At 42.0% G+C, this 17676-nt stretch carries 16 protein-coding genes; 11 read left to right on the plus strand and 5 right to left on the minus strand.

The window, feature by feature from the left end; genetic code table 11:
* Positions 1 to 13: 13 nt before the first annotated feature.
* From PSM36_RS06945 to PSM36_RS06965, 5 genes are all read left to right on the plus strand, one after another.
* Positions 14 to 190 (plus strand): PIN domain-containing protein, encoded by a 177-nt coding sequence (locus tag PSM36_RS06945; RefSeq protein WP_083710965.1) that lies wholly within the window; start codon positions 14 to 16, stop codon positions 188 to 190.
* A 159-nt stretch (positions 191 to 349) separates the two neighbouring features.
* Positions 350 to 1801, plus strand: a complete 1452-nt coding sequence (locus PSM36_RS06950; protein ID WP_076930117.1) for a glycoside hydrolase family 10 protein — start codon at positions 350 to 352, stop codon at positions 1799 to 1801.
* 247 nt (positions 1802 to 2048) lie between these two features.
* Positions 2049 to 2573 (plus strand): Fur family transcriptional regulator, encoded by a 525-nt coding sequence (locus PSM36_RS06955; RefSeq protein ID WP_076930120.1) that lies wholly within the window; start codon positions 2049 to 2051, stop codon positions 2571 to 2573.
* A complete protein-coding gene (locus PSM36_RS06960; protein WP_076930122.1) occupies positions 2570 to 3829 on the plus strand; it encodes an adenylosuccinate synthase in 1260 nt (419 codons plus the stop codon). Before PSM36_RS06955 ends, PSM36_RS06960 begins: the two co-directional genes overlap by 4 nt.
* Positions 3830 to 4118: 289 nt before the next feature.
* On the plus strand, positions 4119 to 4796 hold the full coding sequence (locus PSM36_RS06965; RefSeq protein WP_076930124.1) for a zinc metallopeptidase: 678 nt from the start codon (positions 4119 to 4121) through the stop codon (positions 4794 to 4796).
* 17 nt (positions 4797 to 4813) lie between these two features.
* On the opposite strand, the gene PSM36_RS06970 is transcribed toward PSM36_RS06965, so the two are convergent.
* Entirely contained in the window at positions 4814 to 5533 is a 720-nt protein-coding gene (locus tag PSM36_RS06970) for a pirin family protein (RefSeq protein WP_076930126.1), read from the minus strand.
* 176 nt (positions 5534 to 5709) lie between these two features.
* On the opposite strand from PSM36_RS06970, the gene PSM36_RS06975 reads away from it, so the two are divergent.
* The 4 genes from PSM36_RS06975 (at position 5710) to PSM36_RS06990 (ending at position 9045) form a co-directional block, all read left to right on the plus strand.
* Entirely contained in the window at positions 5710 to 6654 is a 945-nt protein-coding gene (locus tag PSM36_RS06975) for a TIGR01777 family oxidoreductase (RefSeq protein WP_076930128.1), read from the plus strand.
* Positions 6651 to 7274: a Crp/Fnr family transcriptional regulator gene (locus PSM36_RS06980; protein ID WP_232001539.1), complete on the plus strand. Its 624-nt coding sequence runs from the start codon at positions 6651 to 6653 to the stop codon at positions 7272 to 7274. Before PSM36_RS06975 ends, PSM36_RS06980 begins: the two co-directional genes overlap by 4 nt.
* A gap of 361 nt (positions 7275 to 7635) precedes the next feature.
* On the plus strand, positions 7636 to 8499 hold the full coding sequence (locus PSM36_RS06985; RefSeq protein ID WP_076930130.1) for a VOC family protein: 864 nt from the start codon (positions 7636 to 7638) through the stop codon (positions 8497 to 8499).
* A 114-nt stretch (positions 8500 to 8613) separates the two neighbouring features.
* The gene (locus PSM36_RS06990; protein WP_076930132.1) at positions 8614 to 9045 is read left to right on the plus strand and encodes a VOC family protein; all 432 of its coding nucleotides are present in this window, start codon (positions 8614 to 8616) and stop codon (positions 9043 to 9045) included.
* A gap of 11 nt (positions 9046 to 9056) precedes the next feature.
* Here PSM36_RS06990 and PSM36_RS06995 read toward each other — a convergent pair whose 3' ends face one another.
* On the minus strand, positions 9057 to 10292 hold the full coding sequence (locus PSM36_RS06995; protein WP_076930135.1) for a PQQ-dependent sugar dehydrogenase: 1236 nt from the start codon (positions 10290 to 10292) through the stop codon (positions 9057 to 9059).
* 220 nt (positions 10293 to 10512) lie between these two features.
* On the opposite strand from PSM36_RS06995, the gene PSM36_RS07000 reads away from it, so the two are divergent.
* Positions 10513 to 10737, plus strand: a complete 225-nt coding sequence (locus PSM36_RS07000) for a type II toxin-antitoxin system HicB family antitoxin (RefSeq protein WP_076930137.1) — start codon at positions 10513 to 10515, stop codon at positions 10735 to 10737.
* Positions 10734 to 10931, plus strand: a complete 198-nt coding sequence (locus tag PSM36_RS07005) for a type II toxin-antitoxin system HicA family toxin (RefSeq protein ID WP_076930139.1) — start codon at positions 10734 to 10736, stop codon at positions 10929 to 10931. Before PSM36_RS07000 ends, PSM36_RS07005 begins: the two co-directional genes overlap by 4 nt.
* A gap of 141 nt (positions 10932 to 11072) precedes the next feature.
* Here PSM36_RS07005 and PSM36_RS07010 read toward each other — a convergent pair whose 3' ends face one another.
* From PSM36_RS07010 to PSM36_RS07020, 3 genes are all read right to left on the minus strand, one after another.
* Positions 11073 to 12284 carry a glycosyltransferase WbsX family protein gene (locus PSM36_RS07010; protein WP_076930141.1) on the minus strand — a complete coding sequence of 404 codons (1212 nt, stop codon included), beginning with the start codon at positions 12282 to 12284 and terminating at the stop codon, positions 11073 to 11075.
* 305 nt (positions 12285 to 12589) lie between these two features.
* The gene (locus PSM36_RS07015) at positions 12590 to 14320 is read right to left on the minus strand and encodes a RagB/SusD family nutrient uptake outer membrane protein (protein ID WP_076930143.1); all 1731 of its coding nucleotides are present in this window, start codon (positions 14318 to 14320) and stop codon (positions 12590 to 12592) included.
* 12 nt (positions 14321 to 14332) lie between these two features.
* Positions 14333 to 17617 carry a SusC/RagA family TonB-linked outer membrane protein gene (locus PSM36_RS07020; RefSeq protein ID WP_076930145.1) on the minus strand — a complete coding sequence of 1095 codons (3285 nt, stop codon included), beginning with the start codon at positions 17615 to 17617 and terminating at the stop codon, positions 14333 to 14335.
* Between the last annotated feature and the right edge of the window lie 59 nt (positions 17618 to 17676).

Genomic DNA, 17676 nt, shown 5'->3' on the forward strand with positions numbered 1-17676 from the left:
AAAGATATAAGAAATGATTGGGGCTAGTTTTGTAGAAATAAAAGATATTGCTATACGGTTAAGGCAAAAACATATTATTAAAACACCTGATTCAATCATTGCGGCAACAGCAAAAGCGTTACAATTACCATTGGTAACATCAGACAAAGATTTCAAAAAAATAACAGATATTTCTATTATCCTTATTTAAATCGTTTCTCCTTTAAATAAAAGCCAAGACAGAGTCATTCTATTTAATCCAAAACTGTTAACATTCTAAAATTGACTTCTTCCGGCTTTCTATTTATACTAAATTTGCATCCGCTCCGCGAAAGGAGAAAGGATAATAACGACGATTGCCAATTCTACTATGTACAAAATATTTTCCCTGCTGATTTTGTTTTTGACCGGGACGACAGGGGTGTTTTCGTCCGGGCCGCCGGCGACGGAAGTGAGAGCGGTCTGGTTGACTACCAATTACGGGCTGGACTGGCCGCGTAACCGTACCAGTGTTGAAGTACAAAAAAGAGAACTGACAGAGATACTGGATAACCTGAAGAAGTACAATTTCAATACGGTACTCTTTCAGGTGAGAGGCAGAGGGGAAGTACTCTACAACTCACGTGTCGAACCAATGTCTACCCTCATTGCTCCTGCCGGGCCGGGACGTTCCGCGTTCGATCCTCTTGCCTTTGTTGTGGAGGAATGCCACAAGCGGGGATTGGCATGCCATGCCTGGATAGTCACTTACCCCCTGGGAAATGACCGGCATGTGCGCAGCTTAGGAGCAAGGTCTGTAACGAAAAAAAATCCTTCCATCACCAAACAATTTCAGAGGGAATGGTTTCTCGACCCGGGAAATCCGCGTACAGACGACTACTTGCTCTCGATCGTAAAAGAGATCGTCTCCGGTTATGATGTGGATGGGATCCATTTTGATTATATCCGCTATCCGGATAACAGGGGACGCTTCCCCGACGATGGAATGTACCGGCTGCATGGCAAAGGGAAAACGCGGGATGAGTGGCGCAGGGATAATATTACCCGCTTTGTGACGAAAGCGTACGACCAGGTGAAGGCGTTGAAGCCGTGGGTGCAGGTGAGTAGCGCCCCGCTGGGACGGTATCGTGCGTTGGGAAACAACGGGGTAGGGTGGACTGCATTGGAGACGGTATCGCAGGATGCCGGTAAGTGGATGATGATGGGAAAGCATGATGCGATCTATCCGATGATGTATTATAAGGAAGGACTCTTTTACCCTTTTGTGGACGATTGGTTGAAGCATGGCAACGGCCGGATCGTGGTGCCGGGACTGGGAGCGTATCAGATGATAGAGCTGGGATGGTCACACCGTGATATACTGAACCAGGTGGATTATACCCGCCGGAGGGATACACATGGACAGGCCTATTTCCGTGCCGATAACGTGCTCTCCAATACGAAAGGAATCTTGCGGGAGTTGCAGGAGTATTACAAATACCCGGCGAAATTGCCGCCCATGACCTGGCTGAGCGATTCCATTCCCGACACTCCTTATGACCTGCGGGCGGAGAGAAATGAGGACGGGGTATTTGAACTTTCATGGGAAGGAAACGGGGAAGAGAGAGTAACTTATAACGTCTATCGGAGTGAAAGCGATACACTGAGTCTTGATAATGCGGAAAAACTGATGGCGGTGGGACTGCGGGAGCCACGGTTCCACTACGGGGCGGAAGACAATGATAAGGCTTATTACTACTATATTACCACATCGGATGCGTACTATAATGAGAGCGGGCCATGCATTCCGGCTTTCTTCTACCACTCGGAAACGGTGAAGTGAAGAATTAAAAATTAAAAATGAAAAATTAAGAGTTAAGAATGAAGAATTAAGAATTAAAAATTAAAAGTGAAGAATGAAGAATGAAGAGTGAAAATGGATTTGTTGATTTAACGATTTTGAATCTTTGAATCTTGAATCTTTGAATTTTGAATTTTGAATCTTTGAATCTGAATTGAAAATCGACGGAGCCAAATTTTGAATTGAAAAAGAGGTGGAAAATCGAAAAAATAGAATAATTTTGTAACCTATGGATGGCGCTCAAAAATTGAAGCAACAGGTAAGAAGTGAGTTTATGGAGTATCTGACACTCCATAAGCACAGAAAAACACCCGAACGGTTTGCGATTCTCGATCATATCTATTCTACCCGGGGACATTTTGATATGGATTCTCTGTATAACTCTATGATTGAAGTGAACTTCCGGGTGAGTCGTGCTACGCTTTATAATACCATTCAACTGTTACTGGATTGTGGGCTGGTAGTGAAACACCAGTTCGGGGCGAATATATCGAAATACGAACGTGCTTATGGTAACGAAAACCATGACCATCTTATCTGTACAACTTGTGGAGAGGTCCGTGAGATGACCGGTGATTTGCTGACGCCTGTCCAGCTCAAAAAGATCAGGAAGTTCAAAGTGAGTTACTATAGCACTTATATCTACGGCACATGCAGCAAGTGCATCCATGCCAAACGGATGGAACTGAGGAAACTGGCACGTAAGACTGATACAAAACAGAATAAAAGCAACGGTAAACAAGATAAAAAATGAAAGTTGATGTACTCTTAGGGCTCCAATGGGGCGACGAAGGTAAAGGAAAAGTAGTTGATGTACTTACACCTCAGTATGAGGTGGTGGCGCGGTTTCAGGGTGGACCCAATGCAGGACACACGCTGGAATTCGAAGGGGAGAAATATATCCTGAAATCGATCCCGTCAGGAATTTTTCAGGATGGAAAAATAAATATCATAGGAAACGGAGTGGTGATTGATCCGGCACTCTTTAAGCAGGAAGTGGAAGGGTTGGAATCTTCAGGACACACACTCACCGACAGACTTTTCATCTCTAAAAAGGCGCACCTGATCCTGCCGACGCACCGCCTGCTGGATGCAGCTTCGGAAAAGGCGATGGGCGATGCAAAAATCGGTACGACGGGACGGGGTATAGGCCCTGCTTATACCGATAAGGTCGGACGCCACGGATTGAGGGTCGGAGACCTGTTTCACAACTTTGAGGAGAAATACCGCAACGCGGTGCTGCGACACAAGGAACTGCTCGACCATTACCAGTTGGAATATGACCTGCCTGCCCTTGAAAAGCCGTGGTTCGAGGGAATTGAGAAGATGAAGGAGTTCACGATTATTGACAGCGAACATTTTATTAATAAACATCTGGCGGAAGGGGGTTCGGTGCTGGCCGAGGGTGCACAAGGATCGATGCTGGATATAGACTTCGGCTCATATCCTTTCGTAACTTCATCCAATACTATTTGTGCCGGTGCCTGCAGCGGAATGGGAGTAGCTCCCGGACGGATCGGCGAGGTGTACGGTATCTTCAAGGCTTATTGCACACGGGTAGGCAGCGGCCCTTTCCCTACGGAACTGTCAGATGAGGACGGGCAACGGTTGCGCGATAACGGTAACGAATATGGTTCTGTAACAGGACGGCCGCGCCGTTGTGGATGGATCGACCTGGTAGCGCTGCGGTATACTATTATGCTGAATGGGGTTACGAAATTGGTAATGATGAAGAGTGACGTGCTGGACAGCTTTGAGACAATCAAAGCCTGTGTAGCCTATAGGGTGAACGGTGAAGAGACCGAAGACCTGCCTTATGACATCTCGGATGGAATTGAACCCGTTTATGTGGAACTTCCCGGGTGGCAGGCCGATATGACAAAGATGCAGTCGGAAGATGAATTCCCTGAAGAGTTCAACAATTACCTGACCTTTTTGGAAACGGAATTGGGAGTGCCCATCGCAATCGTATCACTGGGTCCCGACCGCGCACAGACAATTATAAGATGACTCCTGCTTTATATGGAATTTCATAAGGGCGTCCCTATCGGATGCTCTTTTTTTGAACTTACTTATAACTCATCTTACCGCTCTTTTATTATTTTGGCTAATTTAGGCATGGTTTTTGTTTTATTATAGTAAGAATCCTGTTCGTGGATGAGGCGGAGGCTATGAACTTTTACCGTCTCCGAGATGTTCTAGGAAGTGAAAAGTGAAGAATTAAGAATTAAAAATTAAAAGTGAAGAATTAAGAATTGGGAATTAAAGGTGAACCATATTTATTAAATCAAATGAAATAATGGCAACAATCTGGATTATATTTATTACAATTGCGGTGGCCGGATGGATCGTACAGGGTACGCTGCAGAGCCGATTCAAGAAGTATTCAAAAATTCCCTTACGCAACGGGATGACGGGGAAGGAGGTGGCGGAAAAGATGCTGCACGACAACGGGATCTACGATGTACAGGTGATCTCCGTGAGAGGGCGGCTGACAGACCACTATAACCCGTTGAATAAAACCATCAATTTGAGTGAACCGGTATATGGATCTTATAGCGTGGCGGCTGCCGCAGTGGCAGCCCATGAAACGGGACACGCCGTCCAGCACGCGAAAGGATATGCACCCTTGAAAATGCGTTCGGCACTGGTGCCGGTGATTTCGTCTACCTCCAAATGGGTCATGTGGGTGATCCTGGCCGGTATTATCCTGATCCAGACCTTCCCCATGCTTCTCTGGTTCGGAATTGCAATGTTTGCACTTTCCACACTCTTCAGTTTTATCACACTGCCGGTGGAAAAGAATGCTACCAACCGTGCTCTCCGTTGGCTCAGCAGCGCCGGTATTACCGATGCAAGTAACCACAATCAGGCGGTAGATGCCCTTCGCTGGGCCGGATACACTTATGTGGTGGCAGCACTCAGTTCCCTTGCTACATTACTTTACTACATCATGATTGCTATGAGCAGAAGATGATCCATAGTTAAATAATTTTATTTTGGTAGTTCTATAGGAACTTCCATCAAAAGGATTTCTGAATCCTCCAATGCTTCAAGAGGGAAGTGGTTGGTATCCCAAATACCATAACCATCCCTCTTGTCCAGTATTTGATCGCCCACTTTGGCTTTTCCCCGGATGACGAAAATATAGACGCCGTTCCCCGGTTTTTTGAGATTGTATCCTTTTGACACACCACTGTCGAAATGAGCCAGGTGAAACCATGCGTCCTGATGGATCCACAATCCTTCATCTTCTTTGTAGGGAGAGATGATCTGTTGGAAATCATTGGGTTTTGCAGAATCGGCGATATGCATTTGCTCGTACCTTGGCGTGATGCCTTTCTCACGAGGGAAGACCCATATCTGTAACAGTTCCACAGGCCGGTCGCTGTTCGCATTGAACTCGCTGTGGGTTACTCCTGTACCGGCAGACATCACCTGTATATCCCCATTGCGGATCACACCGCCGTTACCCATGCTGTCCCTATGTTCCAAATCGCCTTCCAGCGGTATGGTAATAATTTCCATGTCGTTGTGGGGATGGGTGCCGAAACCTCCTCCCCCTTCTATATAGTCGTCATTGATTACCCGAAGCACACCGAAATGCATCCTCGCACGATTGTAATAATTGGCAAAACTAAATGTATGTGCAGATCTTAGCCAGCCGTGATTGGCGTATCCCCGGGAGGAAGCCGAATGATAAATAGTTTTCATAATTAATTCTGGTTGATTGATATTATTTATGGAATAACAGCTGTTCTGTATGAATTGTTTAATGTGCCGTGAAATATGATATTATATATAGTGAAGAGGGCAACAATTGCGCTCTTTTTTTGTTTATCTGATGGAGCGTCTAAGAAACTGTTTCTAACTTTATTAAAGGATTACAAATGAAGACGATTTTGATTACAGGCGGATCGGGAATGGTGGGCAAAAGGCTATCGGAACTGCTCATCGGGAAAGGATACAAGGTGATCTGGTTAAGTCGTGAACGGTATGTGAAGGCGCAGATTCCGCGCTATCGCTGGGATTACCGGAAAGGAGAGATCGACAGGGAGGCTGTGGAACAGGCCGACATGATCGTTCATCTGGCCGGATCAAATTTAGGTGATGGCTCCTGGACGCGGTTGAAGAAACAGAAGATTGTAGAGAGCCGTGTGCAGACGGCAAAGTTGTTGCTGGAGACAGTGAAAAAGATGGATAAAAAGCCAGAGGCATTTATATCTGCTTCGGCGGTCGGTTTTTACGGACAGGAGACGGGAGAGAAGATATTCACTGAGGAGGATAATCCCGCAGATAGTGATTTTCTGAGTCGTACCTGCCGGAAATGGGAAGCCGAGGCTTTCAGGTTCAGGGATGAACTGGATGTACGTACGGCGGCGCTGCGAACGGCCTTTGTGATATCTAAAGATAGTGAAGCTTTCGGAAAGATGGTGCTGCCGACACGGTTCGGATTAGGAGCACCACTGGGTTCGGGCAGACAATATCTGAGTTGGATCCATATTGAGGATATTTGCCGCCTCTATTTGAAAGCGGTAGAAGATAGTGCGATGCAGGGTGTTTATAATGCGGTCGCACCGGAATTTATCACCAATGCCGGGTTTATGAAGACGCTGGCCAAAGAAATGAAGCGTCCTTTTCTTATGCCGCCGATACCGGCTTTTCTGTTGCGGCTCTTTATGGGACAGGCAGCCGATATGGTACTGTATGGCAGTCGCATCTCATCACAAAAGGTGATCGATGCAGGATATGAATTTACTTATCCTTCGGTAAAAGAAGCCATAGAGGTTACTCTCTTGAGAATGAAAGAAAAGGATGAGAATCCGAAAAAGTGAAAGATAACTCTGTTACTGAAAAAGCATCGATGACCCAAATGGATAAGGAGAAAACTTTGAGAGAGGTATACCGGCATCCGTTACTGACGGAAGAGGATCTTACGGTGATTAGGGATGTACATACCGAAGTGATGTTCAATAAAGGAGATTTCTTCCTGAAACGAGGTGAGAGATCAGACAGTTACCTGATCCTTGAAAACGGGCTGATGCGGTCTTTTGTCTATGATTACGACGGGAATGAGATTACGACCGACTTTTTCTCCAACCATGAGGTTGTTATTGAAGTATTGTCACTGTTTCAACAAACCCTTTCGGATGAATATATTCAGGCGCTGACCGACTGCATTTGCTGGAAGATCGATCTGGATCGGTTTGAGATGTTATACCACTCCATCCAGGGATTGAATGAATGGGGACGGGCATGGATGTCGGAGCAGCTTTTCCAGTCAAAACAACGTTCGGTAGAGATGATCACCCAAACAGCGACAGAACGGTATCTGAAGTTGATTAAAGAAAAGCCCCAGGTAATCAGGCAAGCCCCACTAAAGCAGATTGCGACTTATCTGGGAATCACGGACACGTCTTTGAGCCGGATCCGAAAAGAATTAACCATAGGATAAGTCCGCTTACTTTTTCCGTTAGCCATTTTGTGGTATAACCTGAATTTGTGCACTTGTAAGGTTTTCTTGTCATAGGATAAGTGTTTTAAAAAACCGGCATCCTATTTTTGTAATTATGGAATCGTTCAATTAGATTAGAACATCAGAAACTGTTTAAATTTTACCGAAATATTTTTTATAATTGGACTGTCTATTTTTCTTTGCTACTATTTTGGTCTCTTTTGCGCATCTTTTTCACTTTTTCCTTTTGATTTAGCCCGCTAAATCCGCAAGAAAAAAATAAAAAATCTATCCCAAAATAGATTCAAAATAGTATAGCAATAAAATTTAAACAGTTTCTCAATCTAAAACAATAAAAATCATGGCACAGCAAAATCATCAACCCATTTACCCTTGCATTTGGTGTAAGAATAATAATGCCCGCGAGATAGCGGATTTTTACGTATCCGTTTTTCCCGACACAAAAATAACGGATGAAAATCAGTATGTGAATATTATTGCAATAGGCGGTCAAAGGATTATGCTGCTGAACGGTAATGCGGAGACCACTCCCAATCCTTCTATTTCGCTGATGTATATGACTACGTCGGAAAAGGAGGTAGAGGACCTGTACGCAAAACTGACAGAAGGCGGAAGCACTTTGATGGCACTCGACAGTTACCCGTTCAGTCCGAAATATGCCTGGGTGGAGGACCGCTACGGTGTATCGTGGCAACTGATTGCCGGTGAAGCAAAGGATATCATTCAGAAAGTAGTGCCTACGATGATGTTTACTGGAGATAACAATGGCAAAGCAGAGGAGGCTATGCGCCTTTACACTTCGCTTTTTCCCGAATCGGAAATAAGAGGTATACTGAGATACACCGGAGAGGAAGGTGAGATCAGGGGAAACATCCAGCATGCCGAATTTGTAGTGAATGGTTACCTGATGATGGCTATGGATAGCTCTTATCCACATGCATTTAATTTCAATGAAGGGGTTTCACTGGTAGTAGAATGTGATACCCAGGAAGAGATAGATCACTACTGGGACGGACTTACTACTGATGGCGGCAAGGAAGTTATGTGCGGCTGGCTGACGGATAAATATGGTGTCAGTTGGCAGGTCACGCCGAGTGAGTTCGAAGAACTGATACTCAAATCACCCAAAGTATTCGAGGCGATGTTGAAAATGAAGAAGATGGATATCGGCAAACTGAAGGAAGCAGCGGAATCGCCCGAATAATTTCAATTACATTAGACTATTTTTCGCTATGGCATAGCTCAAGCAAGCTTGGCTCTGCTCATTTAGCTTAACGAAATAGTTCATTATATATAATCACTTAAACATTTAAAAATCATGCTTAAATTAGATCCGTACCTCAATTTTGACGGTACATGCGAAGAGGCTTTCAATTTCTACAGATCCGTGTTTGGCGGAGAGTTTAAAGGTGGAATCATGAGAATGAAAGATGTGGAGGGAATGGACGTGCCCCAGGCTTTTAAAGACCGTGTAATGCATGTCTCATTGCCTGTCGGTAACGATCTGCTGATGGGGTCGGATACGATACCCGGTATGGGCAATCCTTTTCAAGCGGGGAATAATAACTATATCAGCATCACAGCCGACAGTCGTGAGGAAGCTGACAGGCTGTTCAACGGACTATCGGCCGGAGGTGAGATTGAGATGCCGATGGAGGATATGTTCTGGGGCGATTACTTCGGCAGTCTTAAAGACCGGTTCGGGGTAATGTGGATGATCTCCAGCCCATCAGGACAACAGATGATGTAATTCCCCCAACTTTACTTTTTACTTATCTTATATAATCGTCCTTCATCCGTTACGGCATAGAGTGCACCGTCGTTACCGTCGGCCACATCACGGAAGCGTTGCCCTTCATTGGCGAGCAGGCGTTCTTCGCCTGTTACTTTGTTATCTTTGATTACAAGCCGGACAATATGTTTAGTATTGAGCCCGCCAATGAAGAGGTTATTTTCCCATTCGGGAATGGCGTTGGAACTATAGAAAGCCATGCCACTGGGTGAAAAGACAGGATCCCAGTAGTAAACAGGTTGCTCCATACCTTCTTTTTGTGTAATTCCTTCACCGATGATATTGCCGCTGTACTCGATGCCATAGGTGATGGTAGGCCATCCGTAGTTTTTACCCGGTTTAATAAGGTTGACTTCATCACCGCCGCGCGGCCCCATCTCACTGAGCCAGAGTTCACCTGTAACAGGATGGATATCCAGGCCCTGCGGATTACGGTGTCCGTAGCTGTATATTTCCGGCAGTGCTCCCTCGGTACCGATAAACGGGTTGCCCGGAACAGGTTCACCTTCTGTGGTGATGTATATTACTTTACCGTGACCGGTATTGAGCTTTTGGGCGTTGGGACGGGTGGCGAGATCAGACCGTTCACCGGTAGTGGCGAAGATATGTCCGTTCTTATCAAACAATAGACGGCTGCCGAAGTGCATGCTATTGTCGAAATAGGGGATGGCGCGGTAGATGATGCGGAAATCCTCTATGTTTGTTTCATCGTCGGAGAGTTTTCCTTTGCCCACTGCTGTGAGGGAGCCTTGCGCAGTCCGCTCAGCAAAAGTAAAATAGAGCATCCTGCTGCTACTGAAATCGGGTGCCGGTGCCACATCCAGCAATCCCCCCTGACTCCGGTCGTCTACTTCAGGAAATCCTGTAATGGGAGCACTTACATTGCCGTCGGTGGTGGCGATACGCATAGTACCGGCCTTTTCTGTGATGGCCAGCCGGCCGTCAGGCAGTGGTGTGACCGCCCATGGCTTCACTAATCCGTCGGCGATAACAGTCGCTTCGTAAGGAGTTGTCGTTTTCACGCCTGCAACGCGGGTTTGTCCCTCGAAAGCGGGTTTAAAATCGGGGTTGTTGGGCTTTTCGGTCTCTACCGGGGGCAGAGTCTCTTCGTTCGGTTCTTGTTCGCTTGTTTTCGGTGCTTCACATGAAGCCGAAAGCAACACAAAAGCCGATAAAAAAAGTGCTGTAATCTTTAAATAGTTCATAGGACTGTGATTTATTGTAATCTGATTGTTTTGAATAGAAAGCCAAACCGGATCCGGTAGTTACCGTATGCTGTTGTTGATTGTGATCCGGCCGGCTCATTTCCTTTAACAACGCGTAAATCGCAATTGTTCAATATCATGAGATACATAATTGGCTGTAAACTATTTTAATGTATCTTTGTTCTTATCATATCATAGTATTTCTGTAACTTTAAAATTTATGCTTACGTACAACGTTCAACTAAGAAAAGAAGAGGAAGGCGGATATACAGCGATTGTTCCGGCTCTTCCCGGCTGTATTACCTATGGTGAGACGGTGGATGAGGCCATTGCGATGGTAAAGGAAGCCGTGGAATTATATATTGATGAACTTACAGATCGCGGTGAACCAATACCGGACGATACTCATACTCTTGAACTTTCTATACATGTTGAAGCTGTATGAATTTAAGCCCCAAATATCTTATTGATCTCTTGGAACAAAATGGATTTATTTTCAAAAGGTCAAAAGGCTCGCATAGATTGTACTATAATTCCCAAACAAATAAAACAGTCATTGTTCCAATGCACGGAAATAAGGACTTAAAAAAAGGAACATTCTTTGCAATTTTAAAGCAAGCCGGGATTACGTATAGATAATTCAATTAAACATAAAAAACCGGGGAATAAAGAAGACCACTTTATTCCCCGGTTTTTACTTTTTATATTTAGTCTCCAATACTTACTTGACTTCCACTTCAATCCACTGCGAACGATCGGGTGGTGCGGGTCAGAATAGAATTAATATCGATCGTATTTTTTGTCAATAAAAACATCTTTCACTGCCTCCAAGTAATCGAAGCCATGTAACATATCCGGTAGCAGGTAGCTACCTTCTACCCATTCGTTCCAGGCATTAATTGTTATCAGTTTTGTTTGTCCCGGGTGTTGGTCAGCATATTCTTTTGCTTTTGAAAGCAGCGTGGCAAAACTTTTGGGTGTATTATGATAATGCACTATATCCTTTATCCCTTTTTTGGGAAATCTAGGTGTATCATCCCACCCGATTGAGACGCACGGGAAAACGGGAACATCTAATATTTCGTTCATTTGTTCCCTTATTTTGACTGAATTGGCTCCATAGACAAGATAATCTTCTGCCATTCCTCCCATGTTATACATAGCCACACTGTTAAACCCCATGGAATCTACATTTTTTTTAAACTCCCGGGCTTTTTCTTCCGACATAAGCGATCCCCCGCCTTGATTCCATTGGATATGAAGTCCCGGGAATCCGGCCTTTTGTACTTCATCCCTGAAATAATCCAGGGCCTTTCGGGTTTCTTCTATGCTACCGCCGAAACTTTCCTTCAACTTGTCGATGCTAAAAATGGAGAAAACAGGTTCACCATTAATCTTAAAGTAGTTGGGTTGTTTAAAATATTGGTTAATAACCCTGTCGACAATAATTTTGTAATTTTCCCAATCAACTTTAGCATCCCATAAAATGGAAGCATCATCTCCATAACGGTGATAATTCCAATAGTTATGTTTTACATCATGGTTGGCCCACATAATATAGAACTGCATTTTATGACTGTTGTTGGCTTTCAGAAACCCGTCATTCAAAGCACTTTCCAGGTATGGACCCTCTTCATACCAATACCAGTCATAAACAAATACATTCACACCATGGTCAATGGCTACATCTATCCAGCGTTCAACTACCTTTGGGTTGTTATCCATCTCGTATCCCCACAGTGGTTGACGTGGTTGATAATGGCCTTCATATCTGGGATTCCCTTTTTTTATCACTTCCCATTCACCTATACCCTCTGTCCATAATTTTTCCCTTGCCAATGGGTCATCGTGACATGATGGCCAGATGTAAGCCGCAACATAATATTCATTTTTAATTTCCTGATCTACTGGTTGTGATTGAGTTTCGAAGATATTTCCCCAAATAAATCCGACCAATATAAGTAAACCAATACAAATTTCATTCTTTTTCATAATTGCTTTTATTAATCGAGTAATGTTATATAATTATCTATCTTACTTTTCAGAGGCATCCAATCCCAAAAATAATACAAAATGCACATATGATAAGAAACTGTTTTGAATTTTTTCATCAATTGTTTTTTAGTAATTTTTTGATGGATTTGGATTTTCATTTATTGAAATGTAGCGGGCTACTAGAAAGAAATGAAAATTCGAAGGCGCAAAAAAGGGCAAAAAACAAGATGAAAGAGTGAAAAAATAAGTGTAAAATAATTACTCGTAAAATTCAAAACAGTTTCTAAGCAAATCGTTCTAAATTACCAACCCGGATTTTGGGTCAAATTTGGGTTAAGTGTCAATTCATCTTGTGGAATAGAGTACAAATAATCTCTGTTTTCTTTAAATTGATATCCGTTGGGCAGTTGTTGCCTGTAGTGGTCAATTAAGCCATTATCGTCTACATTCCCGTTATAATCAGGAAATTCAGCAACATTTAACGGATAACCTTTAGGCCTTTTATTTTTAAATAGTGAATGTGCAGCCCATCTATTTAAATCTTCATCACGCATTCCTTCCAGTGCTAATTCCACTCTTCTTTCCCTCCGTATTTCATAGAGTTCATCTGGAATTGGATATCCGTAATCAATTAAGTTTGGGTCTTCTGTTTGTTTGTTGACAGTGAAATTGGGCATACCTACCCTTGCTCTCAGAAGATTTAATTGTTCATAAACAATTGAGTTGTCAAGTTCATATTTTGCTTCAGCATAATTTAAAAGAACTTCTCCAAAACGAAATATAATTAAACCAGTTTGACTTCCTGCTTCCCATGATTGTGCTGCGCCACTTGAGTAGGGATTTGTAGTTTTTTTTATTTGAAATCCTGTAGGACATAATTGGAGTACGCCTGCATCAATTGTCGGTTTATCAAAGATTAAATTTCTTTCAACACTTCTATAATCTCCAGGTATATATATAGTTGACTTTAGCCTTACGTCGCAATTTTGTGCTATTTGTATTAAAAAGTCATTACCTTTTGAAGTTCCGGATAAATTCAGATAATCGAAAGGTTTTCCATTTTTACCAAGATATGAGGAAATCAAGTCCCATGTAGCACCCTTTTGTTCTGCATTATAGCTAAGGTATCCTTCCACAGTGTTACCAAAACCTTCGGCTAAATTAAAAGATTTATATAATAATACTTCATTAATGTCACCCATATTTTCTAAACCAAACATTGTGTAGTAATCACTGTCTGGTTTTCCCGTTTCATATATACCCACTAAATAATTACCTCCAATTAGTTCTTCTGCAGCTTCAACACATTTGAGAAAGTATTTATCCGGGTCAATGCCAGGTGTTGAGAATTGTGTTCCTGAGTGATACTTTTGCCAGCTTCCTTCAAATAATGCAACCCTTGTCTGGAAAGCCAATGCTACTTCTTTATTAATGACACAATTTCCCACATCTTTTCTATAATCCAAGAAAAGAACAGCTTTGTCTAAATCGTCCAATATGTTGTCAATGATTTCAGTTCGAGGATCTCTGGGCTGCATAAGTTTTTCATCATTATCAAGTTCTAAAACTTCATCATACCATGGAATGTCACCATACATTTTAAGAAGTTCGAAATAGAACCAAGCTCTAAAAAAATGTGCTTCTCCAACATAATGTTTATAGGAATAGAAATCATCTTCACATTTTTCATAGTTTTTAAAGAATATGTTAATATCCCGGATTTGCCTCCATTCACCCGTCCATCTACCTGTTCTTATGGTTCTTTGTCCGTTCAAAATCACACTAGGGGAACCTCCATGGATCATTTCGTCAGAGTTGGTGGCTAAATCTACAATCATTGCAGAGTTTGGGAATGCCCTTGGATAAAATTGATACATATAGTTTCTTAAATCTGAACTGCTTTTCCAATAATTTTCTTCTGTGATTTGATCTAATGGTTTTAAATCTATAAAATCTTCACATGAAAGCAAAAATGAGATTGAAAGAGCTACAACAATCATCGACTTGTTTCTTATGTTATTCATTTTAATCATAATTGTAATGTTTTAATAGGTAATTGAAAATCCAAACGAATAAATTCTGTCTGCCCCATAGGTTGCAGCACCTGCTATTTCGTTAAAACCGACTATAGCTGCGGGATCAATCAATTTGGGAAGATTATCAATTGTAAGTAGATTTTCCCCGGAGAAAAATAATCGCACATCACGTAGATGTAATTTTGAAGTAATTCTGGCGGGAAGAGTATATCCTAATTGTATATTTTGTAACCTCAGATATGCTGCATTTACAAGATACCTGGTATTTGCATGTCCTCTATTTTTAATATCATTCGTACTATCCAGATATGTACGTGGAAAGAAAGCATCAGTGTTAATATTTGCATCGCCTTCATATAGTCCATAATATTTTGTACCAGGTTCATCCCTAAAATAGTCCAAATGTTTACCTTTCGCGTCAATATTTGAATCCCACCATGATCGCATAATACCCCAATAAAATACTGCATTCTGATTGAAATAATAATCTCTTTTACCTACACCTTTCCATAGCATCGAGAAATCAAAGTTTTTATATGAGACTCCTAAATTTACGCCAAATTGTAATCGGGGTTCAGAATTTCCAATAATCGATAAATCACCATGGTCATCTAATGTGTTTTTCCCATTGTCAATAATATCATCACCGTTGATATCTTCATATCTTATATCACCAGGTCTCCAGTTTACAGCGATAAATGAAGGGTCAATTTTTGATAAATATGAATCAACTTCATCCTGGGATCGAAATAAATCATTTACTGTGTATCCCCAAATTTCACCAACAACCCTTCCTTCATACCAGGTAGAAAGTGTATTGTTGGGGTTATAATATTGTGTGACGACAGATTTATAGTCTGACAAGTTTGCATTGACAAAATAAGATAGGTCTTTTCCTATACTCTGTCTCCAATTTATATTTAATTCCCACCCTCTGGTCCTTAATGTTGCATTATTTGACTGGGGTACATTGGCTCCTAAAACGCCTGGTTTAGGCTCCGACGGCCCGACCATATCCGTAGTAAGTCTTTCAAATAAATCAAAGTCAACCTGAAGTTTATTGTTAAATAACCCTACATTTAGTCCCATGTTTGTAGTAGTAGAAGTTTCCCAAGTCAGATTTCTATTAATTATCCCCGGCGCGCTTGTATAACCAATTTGCCGGGTTCCTCCCGGTTGAAAAATCCAATTCAATTTTCCTGTATTTATAGGCATTAAAGCCAGATCACTGTATGGAGATATGTTTTGATTCCCTAATTGTCCCCAAGATCCTCTTATTTTTAAAGTAGTGATATATTCTTGAGGAACATTCCAAAATGTCTCATTATGCATATTCCATCCTATTGATAAGGAAGGGAAAAATCCCCAGCGATTTCCTTTCGTAAATACGTAGGACCCATCATATCTGAAATTTGCTTCAAGCATATAGCGATCCGAGAAATTATATCCCAATCGGGAGAAATATCCCTGTGTTGCGTTGTTTGATAAATACTGATTGACGATTGCTTCTCCTGTGGCAGTTTGTAGAGAAGGTACATCCTGAAATATCATGTCAGTTTTAAAACCATTCAAAGTAATGTTATTGCCTTTTTCAAATTGAGATCCTACTAAAAATAAAAAATTGTGTTGCTGATTAATATTCAAATTATACGTAGCATAGATATTTGAAGTCCAAAAATTGTTCCTGTAATGCGTCTGTTCATATTGGTTTGGCGTGGTATTACCAAAGGGATAATATGTTTTATCCACGTTCTGAAGGTAAACTGTCTTATGCACTCGGGTATATACTCGTGAGTAATCGTTATAAGTAAAGTCGGCATTCAGCTTGAGGCCTTCCATGAAATTTATTTCGGTTTTTAAAGTATTCCAATAATCTCTTATATCTGATTTATCCGTACCCGACAGTATTGTCGGGATATGAGATTCCATAATATAACCCCCTCCTTCTTCCGGCGATCCCCATCCATTATACATGGGTGTCCATGGGTACGATCTCAATAGATGTCTAAACATGTGATCATAATCACCAGTTTCCGCTTGTGTCATATTCGGCCTTTCCCTGACACTATTGCTATACCGGGGTTCGTAGCTAACGCTCCACCAGTCGGTTATATCGAATTCAAATTTACCCATGAGATTAAACCTGTTATAATAGTCTGTTCCATATTGGATAACGCTATTTTGATTCAAATAACCAAGGGAAAGATAATAAGATGAACGTTCGGCACCTCCTGAAATACTTAAGTTGTGTTTATGATTAATTGCGCTACCAAAATAAATATCCCACCAGTTCGTATTTGCATAGTTTAAATTTGCATTGTTCCAAACATTCCCTTCAGGGTACGCCCCAAAGTTCGTTGCTCCTTCAGGCCAATTTGGCATTGACTCCCGTAAATAATCCCAATCCTTATTTTGGAATGCGATCATCCGATCGATTGTTTCATTTCCAATAGGACTCCCGCCGCCATTTCTTCCCGCTTCATTTAAGACACGTGCATGTGTCCATGAATCTAACATTGTTGGTAGCGGCATGGGATTCTCAATCATTAAGTTCGAGGATAAATTAATAGTGACTTTCTCTTTACGGTTACCTTTCTTTGTAGTTATAAGAATTACACCGTAAGGGGCCCGTGCTCCATAGATCGCAGATGAAGACGCATCTTTTAAGATTGATATTGTTTCTATATCTTCCGGGTTTAGTAAATTCATATCACCCGGTGATCCATCAATTAAAATTAACGGGCTTCCCCCATTCAAAGATCCCATTCCCCGAATTGTGACATCCATAGTCGCACCAGGCTGAAACCCATAATTGTTCCCAATGGATAAATTTAAACCAGGTGCGGCACCTTGTAATAGTTGCGAGACATTAGGGGACTGTCGATTCTTAAGTTTCTCATCAGAGATGACGTCCACAGCCCCCGTGACATTCACTTTCTTTTGCACACCGTAACCGACTACTACCACCTCTTCCAAAGTTTCCACATCCTCTTGCAGCACTATTTCGAGTGTTGTCCTTCCGTCGAGGGCTACAATTTGGGAAACCATCCCTACATAAGAGATCTCCAATATCGCGTCCGAAGGCACATTCGTTAAAATGAAGTTTCCTTCGGAATCGGTCACTGTGCCGGTTGATGTTCCCTGTATCATTACAGATACCCCGATCAATGATTCACCCTCTGCGTCGGTAATCATTCCTTTCACCGTTACGGTTTGTGCAGATAAACAGACAGAAGATGTCCACATTAAGAGAAACATCATCCCTTTCACTAAACTTAAAATTACATGTTTCATTCCTGGATTTTGTTTTAGATTGATTAATAAATGATTAGGTGTTAGTAAATGTTATTACG

Origin of the sequence: Proteiniphilum saccharofermentans, from assembly GCF_900095135.1 — a bacterium.
In the GTDB taxonomy this organism is placed as follows: Bacteria; Bacteroidota; Bacteroidia; order Bacteroidales; family Dysgonomonadaceae; genus Proteiniphilum; species Proteiniphilum saccharofermentans.